This window comes from Streptomyces tauricus, assembly GCF_014650955.1.
In the GTDB taxonomy this organism is placed as follows: Bacteria; Actinomycetota; Actinomycetes; order Streptomycetales; family Streptomycetaceae; genus Streptomyces; species Streptomyces tauricus.
Map to the genome: position 1 here is coordinate 110,259 of NZ_BMVY01000006.1, position 13,599 is coordinate 123,857.

Annotated in this window: 18 protein-coding genes; 8 read left to right on the plus strand and 10 right to left on the minus strand. The window is 68.0% G+C overall.

The window, feature by feature from the left end; genetic code table 11:
* The 7 genes from IE278_RS12650 to IE278_RS12680 all read right to left on the minus strand — a co-directional run bounded on the left by IE278_RS12650 (position 1) and on the right by IE278_RS12680 (position 4,736).
* The gene (locus IE278_RS12650) at positions 1-1,842 is read right to left on the minus strand and encodes an FtsK/SpoIIIE domain-containing protein (protein WP_189771721.1); all 1,842 of its coding nucleotides are present in this window, start codon (positions 1,840-1,842) and stop codon (positions 1-3) included.
* A gap of 349 nt (positions 1,843-2,191) precedes the next feature.
* The gene (locus IE278_RS12655; RefSeq protein WP_189771723.1) at positions 2,192-2,500 is read right to left on the minus strand and encodes a hypothetical protein; all 309 of its coding nucleotides are present in this window, start codon (positions 2,498-2,500) and stop codon (positions 2,192-2,194) included.
* Complete coding sequence (locus IE278_RS12660) at positions 2,500-2,862, minus strand: RRQRL motif-containing zinc-binding protein (RefSeq protein ID WP_189771725.1); 363 nt, start codon at positions 2,860-2,862, stop codon at positions 2,500-2,502. The genes IE278_RS12655 and IE278_RS12660 overlap by 1 nt, the downstream gene beginning before the upstream one ends.
* The gene (locus IE278_RS12665) at positions 2,862-3,872 is read right to left on the minus strand and encodes a DUF2637 domain-containing protein (RefSeq protein WP_189771727.1); all 1,011 of its coding nucleotides are present in this window, start codon (positions 3,870-3,872) and stop codon (positions 2,862-2,864) included. Before IE278_RS12665 ends, IE278_RS12660 begins: the two co-directional genes overlap by 1 nt.
* Positions 3,869-4,033, minus strand: coding sequence for a hypothetical protein (locus tag IE278_RS12670; protein ID WP_189771729.1), 165 nt, complete (start codon positions 4,031-4,033; stop codon positions 3,869-3,871). Before IE278_RS12670 ends, IE278_RS12665 begins: the two co-directional genes overlap by 4 nt.
* Complete coding sequence (locus IE278_RS12675) at positions 4,030-4,473, minus strand: Pycsar system effector family protein (protein ID WP_189771731.1); 444 nt, start codon at positions 4,471-4,473, stop codon at positions 4,030-4,032. Before IE278_RS12675 ends, IE278_RS12670 begins: the two co-directional genes overlap by 4 nt.
* Entirely contained in the window at positions 4,470-4,736 is a 267-nt protein-coding gene (locus IE278_RS12680; RefSeq protein ID WP_189771733.1) for a DUF6284 family protein, read from the minus strand. The genes IE278_RS12675 and IE278_RS12680 overlap by 4 nt, the downstream gene beginning before the upstream one ends.
* A gap of 431 nt (positions 4,737-5,167) precedes the next feature.
* Between IE278_RS12680 and IE278_RS12685 the strand changes: the two genes are divergently transcribed.
* The 7 genes from IE278_RS12685 (at position 5,168) to IE278_RS12715 (ending at position 9,277) form a co-directional block, all read left to right on the plus strand.
* Positions 5,168-5,935 (plus strand): GntR family transcriptional regulator, encoded by a 768-nt coding sequence (locus IE278_RS12685; RefSeq protein WP_189771735.1) that lies wholly within the window; start codon positions 5,168-5,170, stop codon positions 5,933-5,935.
* Entirely contained in the window at positions 5,932-6,504 is a 573-nt protein-coding gene (locus IE278_RS12690; RefSeq protein ID WP_189771737.1) for a GNAT family N-acetyltransferase, read from the plus strand. Before IE278_RS12685 ends, IE278_RS12690 begins: the two co-directional genes overlap by 4 nt.
* 54 nt (positions 6,505-6,558) lie before the next feature.
* Positions 6,559-7,128 (plus strand): hypothetical protein, encoded by a 570-nt coding sequence (locus IE278_RS12695; RefSeq protein ID WP_189771739.1) that lies wholly within the window; start codon positions 6,559-6,561, stop codon positions 7,126-7,128.
* Between the two features lie 78 nt (positions 7,129-7,206).
* Entirely contained in the window at positions 7,207-7,722 is a 516-nt protein-coding gene (locus IE278_RS12700; protein WP_189771742.1) for a hypothetical protein, read from the plus strand.
* A 294-nt stretch (positions 7,723-8,016) separates the two neighbouring features.
* Positions 8,017-8,157 carry a hypothetical protein gene (locus IE278_RS12705; protein WP_189771744.1) on the plus strand — a complete coding sequence of 47 codons (141 nt, stop codon included), beginning with the start codon at positions 8,017-8,019 and terminating at the stop codon, positions 8,155-8,157.
* Between the two features lie 93 nt (positions 8,158-8,250).
* A complete protein-coding gene (locus IE278_RS12710; protein ID WP_189771746.1) occupies positions 8,251-8,736 on the plus strand; it encodes a DUF4265 domain-containing protein in 486 nt (161 codons plus the stop codon).
* Positions 8,737-8,950: 214 nt separating this feature from the next.
* Positions 8,951-9,277, plus strand: a complete 327-nt coding sequence (locus tag IE278_RS12715; RefSeq protein WP_246570281.1) for a hypothetical protein — start codon at positions 8,951-8,953, stop codon at positions 9,275-9,277.
* A gap of 131 nt (positions 9,278-9,408) precedes the next feature.
* Here IE278_RS12715 and IE278_RS12720 read toward each other — a convergent pair whose 3' ends face one another.
* The 3 genes from IE278_RS12720 to IE278_RS12730 all read right to left on the minus strand — a co-directional run bounded on the left by IE278_RS12720 (position 9,409) and on the right by IE278_RS12730 (position 11,252).
* Positions 9,409-9,945, minus strand: a complete 537-nt coding sequence (locus IE278_RS12720; RefSeq protein WP_189771748.1) for a hypothetical protein — start codon at positions 9,943-9,945, stop codon at positions 9,409-9,411.
* A 121-nt stretch (positions 9,946-10,066) separates the two neighbouring features.
* Positions 10,067-10,597: a P-loop nucleotide/nucleoside kinase family protein gene (locus tag IE278_RS12725; RefSeq protein ID WP_189771750.1), complete on the minus strand. Its 531-nt coding sequence runs from the start codon at positions 10,595-10,597 to the stop codon at positions 10,067-10,069.
* A 10-nt stretch (positions 10,598-10,607) separates the two neighbouring features.
* Positions 10,608-11,252: an HAD domain-containing protein gene (locus IE278_RS12730; RefSeq protein ID WP_246570282.1), complete on the minus strand. Its 645-nt coding sequence runs from the start codon at positions 11,250-11,252 to the stop codon at positions 10,608-10,610.
* Positions 11,253-11,403: 151 nt separating this feature from the next.
* Here IE278_RS12730 and IE278_RS12735 point away from each other — a divergent pair, with 151 nt between their 5' ends.
* Positions 11,404-13,464 carry an LpqB family beta-propeller domain-containing protein gene (locus IE278_RS12735; protein ID WP_189771752.1) on the plus strand — a complete coding sequence of 687 codons (2,061 nt, stop codon included), beginning with the start codon at positions 11,404-11,406 and terminating at the stop codon, positions 13,462-13,464.
* Positions 13,465-13,599: the final 135 nt, after the last annotated feature.

The following is a 13,599-nucleotide window of genomic DNA, read 5'->3' on the forward strand; positions in this document are numbered from 1 at the left end:
TCAGGCCGCCTGCCGGCCCGGCAGAAGCCGGCCGTCTGCCGTCCGGTGCAGGGCTCCACTCGCGGTGAGGGCCTTGATCTCGCGGGACACGGTGCCCTTGTTCAGCCCGGTCGCATCCGCCACGTCCTTCGCGGTGCGCGCCCCGGACTGCACGGCGGCCAGTACCTTGTCCCGGTTGGACGCCGCGCCGGACGGTGCGGGCGTGTCCTTGACCAGGTGCAGCGCACGCGGCGCCTGTCGGCCGGTTGTCTGCGCGGGGGTCCAGATCGATTTGGGCAGTGCGCGGACGCCTGCGTCGTCGAGGGTCCAGGTGCGGAGCATGCGCGGGCCGTAGCCCTTGAGGTATCCGTGCCCTCGGTACTCGCGGCCGTCGGGGATCTGGTGCGGGGCGTAGTGCGCGCAGTCGTCCAGTGCGACCTGGGCCTGTGTCGTGCCGGCCACCCGCAGCGAGAACCGTGTGAGGAGGTTCGGTGCGATCAGCTTGTGCACGCCTGGCGCCCCGCCGTCGGTGAGCGGGTACTGGGTGGCCCACCACAGGACGACACCGCGCGAGCGGCCGAGCGAGGACAGTTCGATCAGGCGTTGCAGCCGATCCTTGTCCTTGGTGATCAGGGCCAGGATCACCTGTCCCTCGTCGACGACGACGGTGAGCTGTCGGCCGTCCCACACGCTGATCCCGCGCTGCTTCATGTCGACCTTGCGGCGGTTCATCTCCGCGTGTGCCTCATCTACCGCGTCGGTGATCTCGTCGCGTTCTACGGCGACGCGGCACGAGTGCTCCCAGATGTTGGCCTCTTCGCCCTTGCCGTCGATGAGGAGCAGGTCCCCGCGCAGGTGGGCGGTGGCCATGAGTGGGCGGAACGACCAGGACTTGCCGGTGCCGGACGCGCCGGACACCAACAGCCGCTCGTCGAACGGGACCAGGACCTCCTCCCCCGTCTCGGTGTCCAGAGCGAGGCTCATCATCAGCGGGTCGGACGGGATACGGTCCGGAGTCCACAGCGAGGAAACCCCCGCGGCTGCCGACCGAGTCGCCAACGTCACGACAGCCCAGCCGCCGCGTGAGGCGGACGTGATCCGGATGCGCAGCGCGGTGCGGGCACCGATCAGCGCACGCACCGAATCGGCCCTGTCCGCGAGCGTCTTGACCGTCCACGTGCCATCCAACCGGATCTCACACCGGATACCGCCCGGCTCCATGGCCGGGGGCGTGGTCACCGTGCCCGACAGACCCCGGTCCGGAGCGTGCTCGACCCAGTACGACGGGTCGAGCCGCTCCATGAGCTGACGCTCTTCCAGCGACACCGACTCATCCACCACCACCCGCAGCCTGCGCCGCCCGAGCGCGAGAGCAGCCACGTTCGCCCCGACCAGCAGAGCCGAGGTGGCGGCCGGCCAGACGGTGAGCTGCGAGGTGGACATGAGCGCAGACGTCACGACGCCGGGCACAGCGTGCACCGAATGCGCCTGAATCGCCCGGGCCTTGAGCGTGCTCGGGTAGTTCACCCGCGCGGCCTTCAGCTTCACGCGGGTGTCCCGCTCGTGCCGAGAGGCTGCCTTGCTCGCCACCCGGGCGGCGCGGCGGCCGGCCGCGAACGGATTGTTCGACGCGGCCCGCGCGGTGAGCTTCTGAGACTTGGCCGTGGACAGCGTGGACCGCGCGGCGTTGTGCTCCTTCTGCGCACCCATGAGCACCTTCAAGTGCTCCGGGGTGCGCAGCTTGTTCCGCCGGTCCGCCTCAAGATCCCAGCGGGTGGCGAACGGCGCGCACACGGGGGTGAGTGAATCGAGAGCGCTGTTGGTTGTGTTGGCGGTGGTCGACCATGCTTGTTTCCAGTCCACGAATGAGTCCTCCAAGACCGTGGATGAGGGCCGGTGCGCCGTCGCATGGCGTCACCGGCCCGCCCGAGTTGCAGGGAGCAGCGCTGTCGGTTGCGTCGACAGCACCGGTTGAACCCCCGCAACCACATCTGACCTGCGAAGTTGCAGAGTTGAGCGATGGGGAGGGGTGGGGGCCCTACGCGCACGCGCGCGTTGGGCGGCGGAAATTCGGGTCGTGCAACCCTCCAGCGGGGTCCTGAACGGCCGTACGCGGGGCGGGGGTTCTCGCCCCACGCGCAAGGGGGTCGGGGCGCCCTAAAGGCCGCCTGCGGCTCTCGCCCCGTTTCCGGAGAAGCGGGGACCGCTCCGTTCAGTCCTTGGGGCGGGTCAGGCGCAGGGTGATGCCGCCGATGCCGAGCGTCCCGGCGGCGCCGCCGATCGCAGCGGCAGTGTGGGCGGCGAAGTCGAGCAGTGCGAGGAACGCGGCCACCAGACCGAACACCCCCACAACTCCCGCGCCCGCGATGACGATCGGGAACAGGTAGTGCCGCAGCGGACGCCCGGTGTGGTCGGTGGTGTGTACGACGATGACGACCGGTTGCCCGGTGGCTTCGGCGCGACGGTAGGCGTCGGCGGGGATGTGCGGGGCGATGATCCCCGGCGGGTCGCGGTGGGCCATCAGGATTCCTTCCTGAGGTCAGGTGGGGTGTCGGTGCAGGGAACGCAGGCACCGAGCGAGGTGGGGATGACGTATCCGGCATCCCGCCGGCAGGCGGGACAGATGCGGCGGGCACGGTTGGCCCTGGCGAGTGCCGCCCACCGGCCCGGGGTCATCGGCCGGACCGGTTTGGCGTGCTCGATGCGGTAGAGGTAGGCGACCAGCGGGCCGCGCCGTCGGCGGGGACGCTGGAGTTCGGCGGCCACGTCCTGACCACCCGGACGCAGCCCCAACGCACGAAGCTGACGCCGGGTGGCCAGACCGTCAGGGGCGAGGCGCCACCGGTAGACCGGCAGCGAGCCACTGGCGAGCGTGGCGGGCATCAGCGGCTCGTACCGGCGAGGTTGACCGGGGTGCCGTTGACGGGGCCGCGCAGTTCGGCGTACCGGGTCGAGACCCAGCCCACCGACCAGCCGCACAACTCCGCAGCGGTCCGCACCGACATGCCCTCGCCGTGGGCGGCGGCCACGATGGCACGTGCGTCGTCCTCGGGCAGCTTGTCCGTGACCGGACCGGCGGACAGCAGCGCTGCGCGTTCACGCGCCGCCCGCTCGGCTTGCTCAGCCTGCTCACGGCGCTCGCGCTGCTCCCGCTCGGTCCGCTCCCGCTCAGCGCGTTCAGCGGCCTCGCGTTCACGGCGTTCACGCTCGCGCCGGGACTGTTCACGCTCGCGCTCCGAGCGTTCACGCTCGGCCCGCTCGGCAGCCTCCCGCGCCTGCTGCTGCTCGCGTTCCTCGCGCCGTGCGGCGGCCTCCCGCTCGGCCTGTTCACGGGCCATCAGTGCTTCGTGCTCGCGCTGTTCACGCACCAGAGCGGCGGCGTGCTCGCGCTCCTCGCGGGCCCGCCGGGCGCTCTCCTCGCGCCGCTCGATGGCGGCGCGTTCACGGGCTTCGCGCTCGGCGTGCTGCTTGGCCTCCAGCTCCATCACGGCGGCGGTGATGGCGCGCCGGTAGGCGAGTCCGGTCTCTGCCGTGACGATCAGCAGCAGCGGCGCGACCGCATGCACGGCCACGCCCACCAGGTCGTTCTTGAGCGCGGAGTCCGCCACGTTCAGGGCGAGGGTCATGCAGCCGGTCATCCCCCGCAGCGCGATGGGCCACCGCCCGCCGTTGCCCCCCAGCCGTGCGAGCACCGCGTCCAGGCGGACCACGATGACCACAGCCGCGTCCACGACCAGGGGAAGGATGGGTGCGGTCCAGTCCCACCGGTCCGGGGTGTGCGCGGCAGCGAGCGGGGTGACGGTGAGGATCGAGTAGAGCATCGCACCCGCCACGATCAGCCACGTGCCGACCGACAGCGCGCGCTCGGCTGAACGGATGTGAACGGCGTTCATTCCGGCACCCCCTCGGTGTCGAGGTCGCCCGGCTCCCAGATGAACCGCTCACCCATCCACTCCTCGGAGTCGCCGTCGTCCGGCCCCACCGTGAGCGGTACGGACGGTGCCGTGAACAGATCCGCCACCCTGTTCAGCAGCCCTGCGAGGCGGGCACTCATGCCGCACCCCCGAGGGCGAGCAGCGCGGCCAGGATGAGCAGCGCCCCGCCGGCCATCGTGAGGTCGACCGCGCGGCGCAGGCCGGTGAACTTGGCCAGCGCGATACGGGACAGGTTCGCGATGTCCGCGCTCAGATCCCCTGAGAGCGTGGCGGTGATCTGGTCGGCGGTGAGGGTGGCCCACAGCGGGAAGCCGTGCCCGCCCCGAAGGTTCGGCCGGACCGACCGCAGCAGCAGACCCGCCGCCACGACCAGCACCCCCATGCCGAGACCACCCGCGACGTACACGGGGGCGGTAAGGGGCACATCCTTGGCGACCGTCCACGATCCGGCGAGCACCGCACCGACGAACGCCAGCAGCAGACCGGTCTTCGTGTCGGTCCGAACGATCTCTGCCTTCACCTCCGCATGCGCGGAGGCAAGGGTCTGGGGGGTGCTCACGCGCCCACCCCCGGAATGTGCATCGTCGTCAGGTTGGCCGCCGCGAGGCGGGCGGCCAGTACCTTGCGGCGGGCCCGGCGGATCCGCCGGGTGTCCAGCTCGTTCGGCGTGTGGTCCAGCGCGATGATCTGCGCGTCCAGCAACTCGACTTCCGCCCGAATCACAGGCATTTCCTGCTCGATCGCGTCCAGCTCCGCAGCAGAGGGCTCGCGGTCCAACTCGTCGGCGGTAACAACCGCCTGAACAGCACCGATGTGCTTCATGGGTCGTGGTTCCTCTCGCAAGGGGGAACGGCCCGAACAGCGGCCCCGGTGTTCGAGCACCGGGGCCGCGCGCCGTTGATGGATTGATCTGCCTGCCGAGCAGACACGGCCCCCGGCGCCCGGAAGCCGGGCGTCAAGGACCGTGAGCACTCGGGCTCACTGCGACTCATCGACCGCCCGTGTGCAGGCGGCTGGATCGGCACTCTGTTCAGTTTTCAAACAACGGCCGCCTCCTTCGTACTGGCCCTCACGGGTTTTCCTCCGGGCGATACAGCGCCAGCCAGGCAGGGCATACTCGTACGAGTCGCACTGCTTGCTCAACTTGTTTGAACAAGCTGACGCTAGTGATGCTGCACCCACGGAACGTGAGCCGTCAAGCGCTTGGAGGGAACATGTACCAACGAGTTGCGCGAGTGCGCGATGATGGGCGCATGAGCAAGCAGCCGAAGTACCGACAGGTGGCCGATGCACTCCGCCGGGAGATCAGCGACGGTAAGTTCCCGCCCGGTTCGCGCTTGCCATCCGAGAACGACCTGACCGAGCGATTCAGTGCGTCTCGCAACACCGTGCGGTCCGGCTTGATGCAGTTGGTCAGCGAAGGGCTGATTACGTCTAGCCAGGGACTCGGGTACGAGGTGCGGTCGCACGAGGTCTTTGAACTGAACGCCTCACGGTTCGAGAACCTGAGCTTTCCGCAGCAGGGAGACGCCTACAACACCGATGTGCGGAACGCTGGACGGCATCCGCACCAGACGTTTCGAGTTGAGCTGAAGCCAGCACCTCCGGACATCGCGGAGCGTCTGAAGGTGGAACCCGCATCGACCACTGTCCTGCGTTTCTGTCATCGCTTCGTGGATGACGTGCCCTGGTCGACGCAGGCGACGTACTACCCGGAGTGGCTGGTCAACAAAGCTCCCCGTCTGACGGAGCCAGGGGACATCGCGGAAGGGACCACCCGTTACCTCGCCGGCCTCGGTATCGAGCAGGCCGGGTACTTCGATGAGATCTCAACCCGCATGCCAACTCCGGACGAGACTCGCTTGCTCGAAATGAGCGCGGGGGTGCCGGTTCTCCTGTGGACGCGCACCGGGTACGCGGACGATCGGCCGATCCGCTGCACCCTCACCACCCTGCGTGGCGATCTGAACCGAATGAATTACGAGGTCAGCGCCCTAGCCAACCGAGACGAGAGCCAGTGATCATCACTCCCGCAGAACCACACGACTTGGCCACGTTGCTGTCCTTCCGAGGGGAAGCAGCAGCTTGGCTGCGCGACCTCGGCTCCGACCAGTGGAGCCGCCCGTACCCGGCTGACAAGCTTCTGGCGACGATCGAAGCGAACACCGTCTTCATGCTGCGGGACGGACACACGACCGCTGGAACGATCACGCTCACCCCGGATGCCGAAGAAGGGCTGTGGACTGACGAGGAACTGGCTGAGCCTTCCATGTTCATCAACAAGCTCACCGTTGCCCGTGAATACGCTGGCCAGAACCTAGGTGGTCGTCTGCTCGATTGGGCCAGTGACCGGGCCTGTCGTGCCGGTGCCCGTTGGCTCCGCTTGGACGCCTGGACGACGAACGAGGGTCTCCAGCAGTACTACCTCACGCAAGGCTTCACGCACGTTCGCACCGTTCACCAGGGCACGGCGGTGAACGGCGGACCACGGGTTTCCGGCTGGCTCGCGCAACGGACTGCACGGCTGTCAGCGGATCATGGGTTCACGGACCGTACGCCAGCCCCCGAGCGGCTTCGATTCGTGGCTTGAGCGAAAAGCCGGTGATGATGCATCAGGCCTTGCTCCGCTGGCCAGAATGCTGACATGGAAGCGGAGACCATGGCCGGACTGTTCGGCTTCGGCGGGGCTATTCTCGGCGCCCTCATCGGCGGCGGTACTTCCCTGCTCAGCGTTAAGTTGACTCTTAGTCACCAGAGGGCCTTGGCGCGAGAAGATCGGCTGAGGGAGCTTGGAGAGGTTGCTGCCGAGACCGCTCTGTCGCATTGCGACCAGATCCTTGATCTCTGCTCGTCTCTCACTGGGCGAGAGCTGAACGCCTCAATGGAGAGGTATGACCTGCCTTGGGTAGCAGCTACCAGTGACCACCTGGCCAGTATCGCCATGAGTGCGCGGCGCATCCCGAACCGCAGTGTTTACGACCGGGTAATGATGCTCGTCAGGCTGGGAGGCGCTTGGAGATGCGCAGGAAACCGGTACCTGCTCGGAACGATTTTCATGGCCGACGCAGTTTTCGAGATCATCGAAGCTCTGACAGCTTATCTACGTGATGATGCTCTGCCGCAGTTGCCGGATGTCATCGAAGAGCACAGGAGCAAGGCAGCCGCGTACGACTACAGGCCGGGCACCATGCGTCCCCTGCTCCCCCCTGACTAGGTTCGTTGCTACGTCGACCTCGTGGGCAGGATGAGAAAATCGAAGCAGACTACACAAGGCAGGGTCTACCTTGACTGTGTGGAGAACTCTGCATCGGAAAGAAAAGAACTCTCAGAGGCCGAACAGGATGCGGTCCGCGAGAGAATTTGGTCCCTGGTTGGGCGGGTGGCTCAGGAAAGCGCATCTGTCGAAATGTGCCTTCGATCTCTGATGGCCAAACTGCTAAACTCGAAATATGGAGACATTATTGCCGCAGGCCAGAGCGCGACCGATCTGATTGAAAACTGTATCGCCCTGATTCAGGCGAACGAGGAGATCGGTGAAAAGGTGCGAGAAAGCGCATTGGGACTACTGCGGTCAGTGAAGCCGCTGTTTGCGCAGCGCAATAACATCGTCCATGCGCCTTGGTTTCCTTCGTTTTATGAAGAATCTCGTAGTGAAGCCCTTTCGCTGGTGAGTAAGCGACGGTCGCTTCCTCGTCCAACCCTTGTCAGCTACGCGGAGGTCGAAAAGCTTTGCTCCGACCTGAATGCGACACTTCCGAAGATTTGGTCTGTAGAGGGAGCCGTTCAGCGTTCAAATGGCAACCAGTGAAACGCCGATCGGCTCGCCTGTCTACGGATGAGTGAAAGATCCGCCCTCCACGCAGGCTGCTCCTCTTCGTCTTGCGCGGCCAGGGTTGGTCCGCTGGGCCCTCTCTGGGACCTCCGAGGTCAACCGGCGATGACCATTAACGACCAGCAACGACGGCTCAACCGCAGGTCAGTTGAGGTGCGCGGTGTCCTGACCAGGGCCGAAAGCCGGGCCCGCCAGACCCAGGGCAAGAAGAAGTAGCCCTACTGATCAAGCCCCCTGCCAGCGATTTTCCCGCTGCCAGGGGGCTTCGTCATGCCATACACAGATGCGATGGTCGCGCGCTCGGGTATCGGTGGCAGGGTCGGCAACGACAGCGAACGGCACCTCCATCAAGGCATACGCGCGCGTGATCGTTCGGCGTCCCTGCCGTCGTGGCTGACTGTCGTCGGCTGAGGCACAGACGGGCTCGTATCCAGCTCTGAGCAGACGTCACCAGCCGCCCACCCACCTGTGGCCGACGCTTCAGGGTTCTGCATCCTGGGCACCATGACGAACTCCGAGGGCCCGTACGTGAAGGTGCACTTCCGGCTTGAGATCACGGACGACTGGCCCCCGGCATCGGTGGAGAGCCTGTGGGCGGTCGACCAGGGCGACGGCACCGCACGGCTCGACAACACCCCCTGGTTCGTTCGAGGCATTGCCTGCGGGGACATCGTGGCCACCGAACCCGACGAGGAGGGCGTGCGATGGGCCGGCGAGGTGGTTCGCCGTTCGGAGAACTGCACCATCCGCCTCATCGTGCTCCGCGACGGCGGTTCAGGAGCCGCACGGCAGAGCGTGCTCAACGCGTTCCACGACCTCGGAGTCTGCGGCGAGGGCATAGAACGGTTCCGGATGGTCGCCCTGGACGTCCCGCCCACCGTCGATCTCGCCAAGGTGCGGAAGCTGCTCAACCATGGTGTGGCCAAGGAGTGGTGGCACATGGAAGAGGGGTGCGTCACCGCCCAGTGGCGGACTGCATCCGCCGACTGATGCCGCTCACGTGATCCACTGCTGGGCTGTCGGTTGAGACGGGAGGGCGCACGCGAACGACTTCGCAACCGTTCTCGCCGGGTGTCATCCGGTACACCCACATCGGACGGCGCCCCGCATCCACCATCACCACAGTTGGTAGGCGTGCTGGTGAGGCGGATTCGAGTCGGGCACCGGAGTGTGACTGTCAGACCCTGATGACACTGTGTCCGACATGGAGACACCCACTGCCCCCGACGGCGCGGATGAGGAGCACGCCGTCATCGCGCACTTCCGGCTTGCGCGTGACGGCTTCGGCGACGCCGATCAGCGCGAACAGATCTACGAGGCCGAACAGGCTATGCAGGCGGAGACCGAGCAGGCAGGCGTCGGGGAGGTCGACGGGAACGAGTTCGGAGGAGGCGAAGCCGTCGTGTACGCCTACGGCCCCGACGCCGATGCCTTGTTCAAGGTCCTGGAGCCCACTCTGCGCAGTCTGCCGTTCCGGCCGGCGCATGTCCTTCTCAGACGGGGTGACGCCGAGACACGTGTTGATCTGTAGAGGCCTGCGGAGTACCGGCAAAGCCTGACCGGGCCAGATCCCGGGCGTACCGAGATCACGGATGACTGGCGGGACTGGTAGCCGAGCCGGGGATGGCCGGAAGGGCAGCTGAGAGGCAGGGGCTCCCGCGTTCAGCGGCGTCCGCGTTCCTTGTACCGCCGGGCCGCCCAGCCCGCGACGATGATGATCCCGGCCAGGACCGCACTGCTCAGCCAGCTGTCCGGCGGGTTCCTGAGCTGTCCGAGCAGCCACACGAACACCGTGACGACCGCCCAGTAGCAGATCCACTGCAAGCCCTCGAACCACACGGGCAGTTCCTCGTCCGTGGGGGGAGGCGGAACAGGGGCCCGCCTGAAACCTCCGTTGCGCTCGTAGTGCGCCTGCCGTCGGCGTTCGAAGCGGCACAAGAGCCAGGAGAGCAGCCCGGCCACCACGCCCACGAGCACTGCCTGCAGCATGCGACGCGGATCACCGAAGCCGGACAGGGCCCAGGCGAACAGCAGTCCTTGGAGGACGCCGTGCACCACTCCCGAACCCACCGGATGCCGTGCGATGAACACCTGCACCCGGGGCGGTGGATCGGCCCCGCCGTGGCGCCGGTCGAAACGCAGGAACGCCTGCCGCAGTCTCTCCACCGACTGTTCGCCTCTCCCCGTCCATCCGCCCATGGTCTGCCGCGCATCTTGCCCTACGGCCACCGGACGACCGGAAGCCCGAGCACCACCGGAGCACCGGCACATCAGGAGTAGAAGCCGGCCCAGTACTCCTCATGACTGTGGCGGGCGCGTCTCAGTTCTTGACCGACTCCGCGATCCGCAACGCCGCCTCCGCAGGCGTGAGATGCGTGGTGTCCACGACCTCGGCCTCGGCGTGCAGCCACGTGCGGGCCGCCTCCGCGTAGGGCTGGAGGTAGCGGAGGCGGAACGGGGAGTCGGGGCCGAGAACCAGGTCTTTCGCGATGCGTTCCCGCAGGGTGTCCTGGTCGGCGTGGAGTACGAAGTGCCGTACGGGGATCCCGTGTTCGGCGAGGCCTGTGCTGATCTCGCGCCAGTACTGCTCCACCAGGACGGTCATGGGCATCACCAGTACGCCGCCGGCGTAGTCCAGTACCCGGCGGGCGGTCTCGACGACGAGCGGGCGCCACGGCGGCCAGTGCTGGAAGTTGTCCGACCCGGGACCGGGCAGTCCCGGCGTGATGTCCATGAGCGTCTCACCGACCTTCTCCGCGTCGAACACCCGCGAATCCGGGATCAGTTGCTGCACGAGCGCGCTGGTCGTCGTCTTGCCCGCGCCGTGCGTGCCGTTGAGCCATACGATCATGGCCTCAACGCTATTGCCCGGCACGCCGGTTAGGCCTCAGGTGCTGCCGTGCTGCCGTGCTGCCGTGCTCCCGTACGGCTGTACTGCGATGCCGCGGTACGGCCGTACGGAGCCAGTCCGCCAGTACCCCGAAATCCTCGTCGGCCAGACCCTTGCCCGGGTCGACGCGGTGCAGCAACGACGGCCCCCGGTGCTGCGCGTCGACCCAGAAACGGTCCATCGCGCCGATCTCGTTGTCGACCCAGACGAACGGGCGGCGGCCGGCCCACTCGACGATGTGCCGCGTCTTCCAGTGCAGGCCGCGCGGACCCTCGGGGCCGGCGGCCGTGGACGTGTCCGCCGGCGTGTCCGGCCACCGCACCACGGGCAGCTCCGGCAGCCCGATCCGTGGAGCGACGACCTCGTTCGCGTCGTCCAGCCAGGTCGACGCCCACACCAGGTCGCATCCCAGCGCCAGCAGGCGCGGCCCCACGGGGGGATCGAGCCGCCCGAGCAGCGGGTTCCCCGGAGCCGGGCGGCACGCTGCACTCCCGGACCCGGAAGCCGGTGAACCAGAAGCCCCGCGTGGCCCGTCGACCGACGGGCCGAACGGGATCAGCGGGCCGTCGACGTCGAGGAAGAGGACGACCCGCCCCTCCTCGCAACGGTCGTTCAAAGCTGTTCCTTTCTGATCATGTATGCCGCTACAGTGACCCAGCTGTCGTAAAGGAACGTGAGGTTGCCGTTCCACGTCGGGGAGGCGAACGACAGCCCGTTTTCATCACTTTCAGCAGCATTCTTGCTCGGCATCATTCTTGTGGGGGCACATGAAGATTCACAGACGCCGCGTGCTCGCGGCACTGGGCACCGTCGTCGCCGTGGCCGCGGGCATGGCGACCGCCACGCCCGGCGCGGTCGCGGCGGAACCCGTCACCTGGCAGGCCGCCGACGGCAAGCTGACGTTCGTCAACGGCGCACGCAACGTCATCCAGACGCAGGACCCCGGCAGCAACACCTACACCGACTTCCTCGCCGACGCCCGCCAGCCGGCCTGGTCGCCCGACGGCAGCCGGGTCGCGTACGTGAAGAACAACCGGATCGAGACCCGCCGCTACACCGGCTCCACCCTGGTGAAGATCCAGGAGCAGGGCTCGATGAGCAGCGTCGGCCACCCGACGTTCCTGCGCTCGGGCAACACCGTCGTGTACTCCGGCGGCGGCCGGCTGCGGTACGCGTCCTCGGACGGCTCCCGCTACGCCCAGCCGCTGTTCTCCACCACGGAGGACGGCTGCGACCGCCAGCCCAGCGCCTCCGTCAACGGCCTGGTCGCCTTCGTCCGCACCGGCGACACCTGCGGCTCGCCGACCGGTTCGGCGATCTGGCTGTGGGAGGACACCAACGGCGGCTTCACGAAGCTGGCCGACTCCGGCACCAACCCGGCGATCTCGCCCGACGGCACCCAGGTCGCCTTCGTCCGCGAGGCGGACGGCCAGAGCCGCCTCTTCGTCGTCAACACCGACGGCACCGGGGAGCGCCAGCTCACCTTCACCGACGCCGCGTACGCCCCGGCCTGGGCGCCCACCGGCAACCGGATCGTCGTCACCAACGGCACCGACGAGGACGTGGCCATCCCGCGCATCGTGGACGTCGCCACCGGTGAGGTCACCAAGGTGGCGCTCCCGCCGGGTACGTCCTCGGCCCTCGACCCGGCCTGGCAGCCGCTGCGCAGCCAGAGTGTCGGCCGGGTCTGGGGCGCCGACTCGTACGCCACGAACGTCGCCGCGTCCCGCTGGACCTGGAACACCACCGGCCAGAGCGAGCCCGGCCTGATCGACGCGAAGACCGCCGTCCTCATTAGTAAGGACAGCCCGTCCTACGCCCTGACCGGGCAGACCCTCGCCGGCCAGAAGCAGGGCCCCCTGCTGATGACGTCGAAGACCTCGGTGTCGGCCGCCGTGCAGAGCGAGCTGAAGCGCGCGCTGAAGCCCGGCGCCACGGTCTACCTGGTGGGCGGCACGGACATCCTGTCCAGCGCGGTGGCGACCAAGGTCAGCTCGCTCGGCTTCACACCGAAGCGGCTGTCGGGCACCTCGCGCTACTCCACCTCCGTGGCGGTCGCCAAGGCGGTCACGAGCTCCCCGGAGTACGTGTTCATCGCCACCGGCACCGACTACCACTCGGCGATCGCGGCCTCCGCGGCGGCCGGCGCCCTCGGTACGGGCGGCAAGGGCACGGTCGTCCTCAACGAGGGCAACAAGCTGTCGTCGTCGGTGAAGTCGTACCTCAACTCGATCGACCCCGACCAAACCGTGATCGTCCCGGTCGGCGCCTCGGCGCAGTACGCGCTCACGCACACGGCCTTCTCCAACTGGCCCGGCACCTTCTCGTACTACCCGATCAGCGGCAGCGGCCACGACGGTACGTCCGCCGAGCTGGCCCGGTTCTGGTGGAGCTCCCCGTTCCAGGTCGGGCTGGCCTGGACGGACAGCTGGCGCGGCGGGGTCTCCGCGAGCACCGGCATGCTCAACTACGGCCCAATCCTGTGGACCGACGAGACGACCCTGTCGGAGACGAGCGCCACCTACCTGCGTCAGCAGGCGGCCGGCGTCAACTCCGTCATCGCCTTCGGCGGAACCGGCTCGGTCTCCGCGGCCGAGCTGACCGCGGCGGGCTCCGCCATCAGCGCGGGCAGCTCGCTGGTCGAGTACCGGCCGTACTACAACGGTGTCCTCCCGGCCGCCCAGCAGTCGTCGGTACGCTCGGCCGCGCCCGGCGCCGCGAGCGACACCGGCCCGGCGGCGCTCCCGCGCGGCACGACGGGCACCGCCGGAAGCACGGCGCCCCACCCGGACCTGGACTCGGTGCGGACCACGAACCCGAACCGGTAGCCGACAGGCAACCGCAAAGGTTCATGAACGAACGGAAGGGCCCCGCACCTGAAGCGGGGCCCTTCCGCGTTCCTACGTCACGGTTCCCGCGTCACGCGGTCGGCCGTCACGGTTCCCGCGTCATGCGCTCGGCCG

Coding starts and splice junctions, on each gene's coding strand:
- IE278_RS12655 (WP_189771723.1), bottom strand. CDS start 2,500: ATGGCCCACCGCGACCCGCCGGGGATCATCGCCCCGCACATCCCCGCC.
- IE278_RS12660 (WP_189771725.1), bottom strand. CDS start 2,862: ATGCCCGCCACGCTCGCCAGTGGCTCGCTGCCGGTCTACCGGTGGCGC.
- IE278_RS12665 (WP_189771727.1), bottom strand. CDS start 3,872: ATGAACGCCGTTCACATCCGTTCAGCCGAGCGCGCGCTGTCGGTCGGC.
- IE278_RS12670 (WP_189771729.1), bottom strand. CDS start 4,033: ATGAGTGCCCGCCTCGCAGGGCTGCTGAACAGGGTGGCGGATCTGTTC.
- IE278_RS12680 (WP_189771733.1), bottom strand. CDS start 4,736: ATGAAGCACATCGGTGCTGTTCAGGCGGTTGTTACCGCCGACGAGTTG.
- IE278_RS12685 (WP_189771735.1), top strand. CDS start 5,168: ATGAGCAAGCAGCCGAAGTACCGACAGGTGGCCGATGCACTCCGCCGG.
- IE278_RS12695 (WP_189771739.1), top strand. CDS start 6,559: ATGGAAGCGGAGACCATGGCCGGACTGTTCGGCTTCGGCGGGGCTATT.
- IE278_RS12705 (WP_189771744.1), top strand. CDS start 8,017: ATGCCATACACAGATGCGATGGTCGCGCGCTCGGGTATCGGTGGCAGG.
- IE278_RS12710 (WP_189771746.1), top strand. CDS start 8,251: ATGACGAACTCCGAGGGCCCGTACGTGAAGGTGCACTTCCGGCTTGAG.
- IE278_RS12715 (WP_246570281.1), top strand. CDS start 8,951: ATGGAGACACCCACTGCCCCCGACGGCGCGGATGAGGAGCACGCCGTC.
- IE278_RS12720 (WP_189771748.1), bottom strand. CDS start 9,945: ATGGGCGGATGGACGGGGAGAGGCGAACAGTCGGTGGAGAGACTGCGG.
- IE278_RS12725 (WP_189771750.1), bottom strand. CDS start 10,597: ATGATCGTATGGCTCAACGGCACGCACGGCGCGGGCAAGACGACGACC.
- IE278_RS12735 (WP_189771752.1), top strand. CDS start 11,404: ATGAAGATTCACAGACGCCGCGTGCTCGCGGCACTGGGCACCGTCGTC.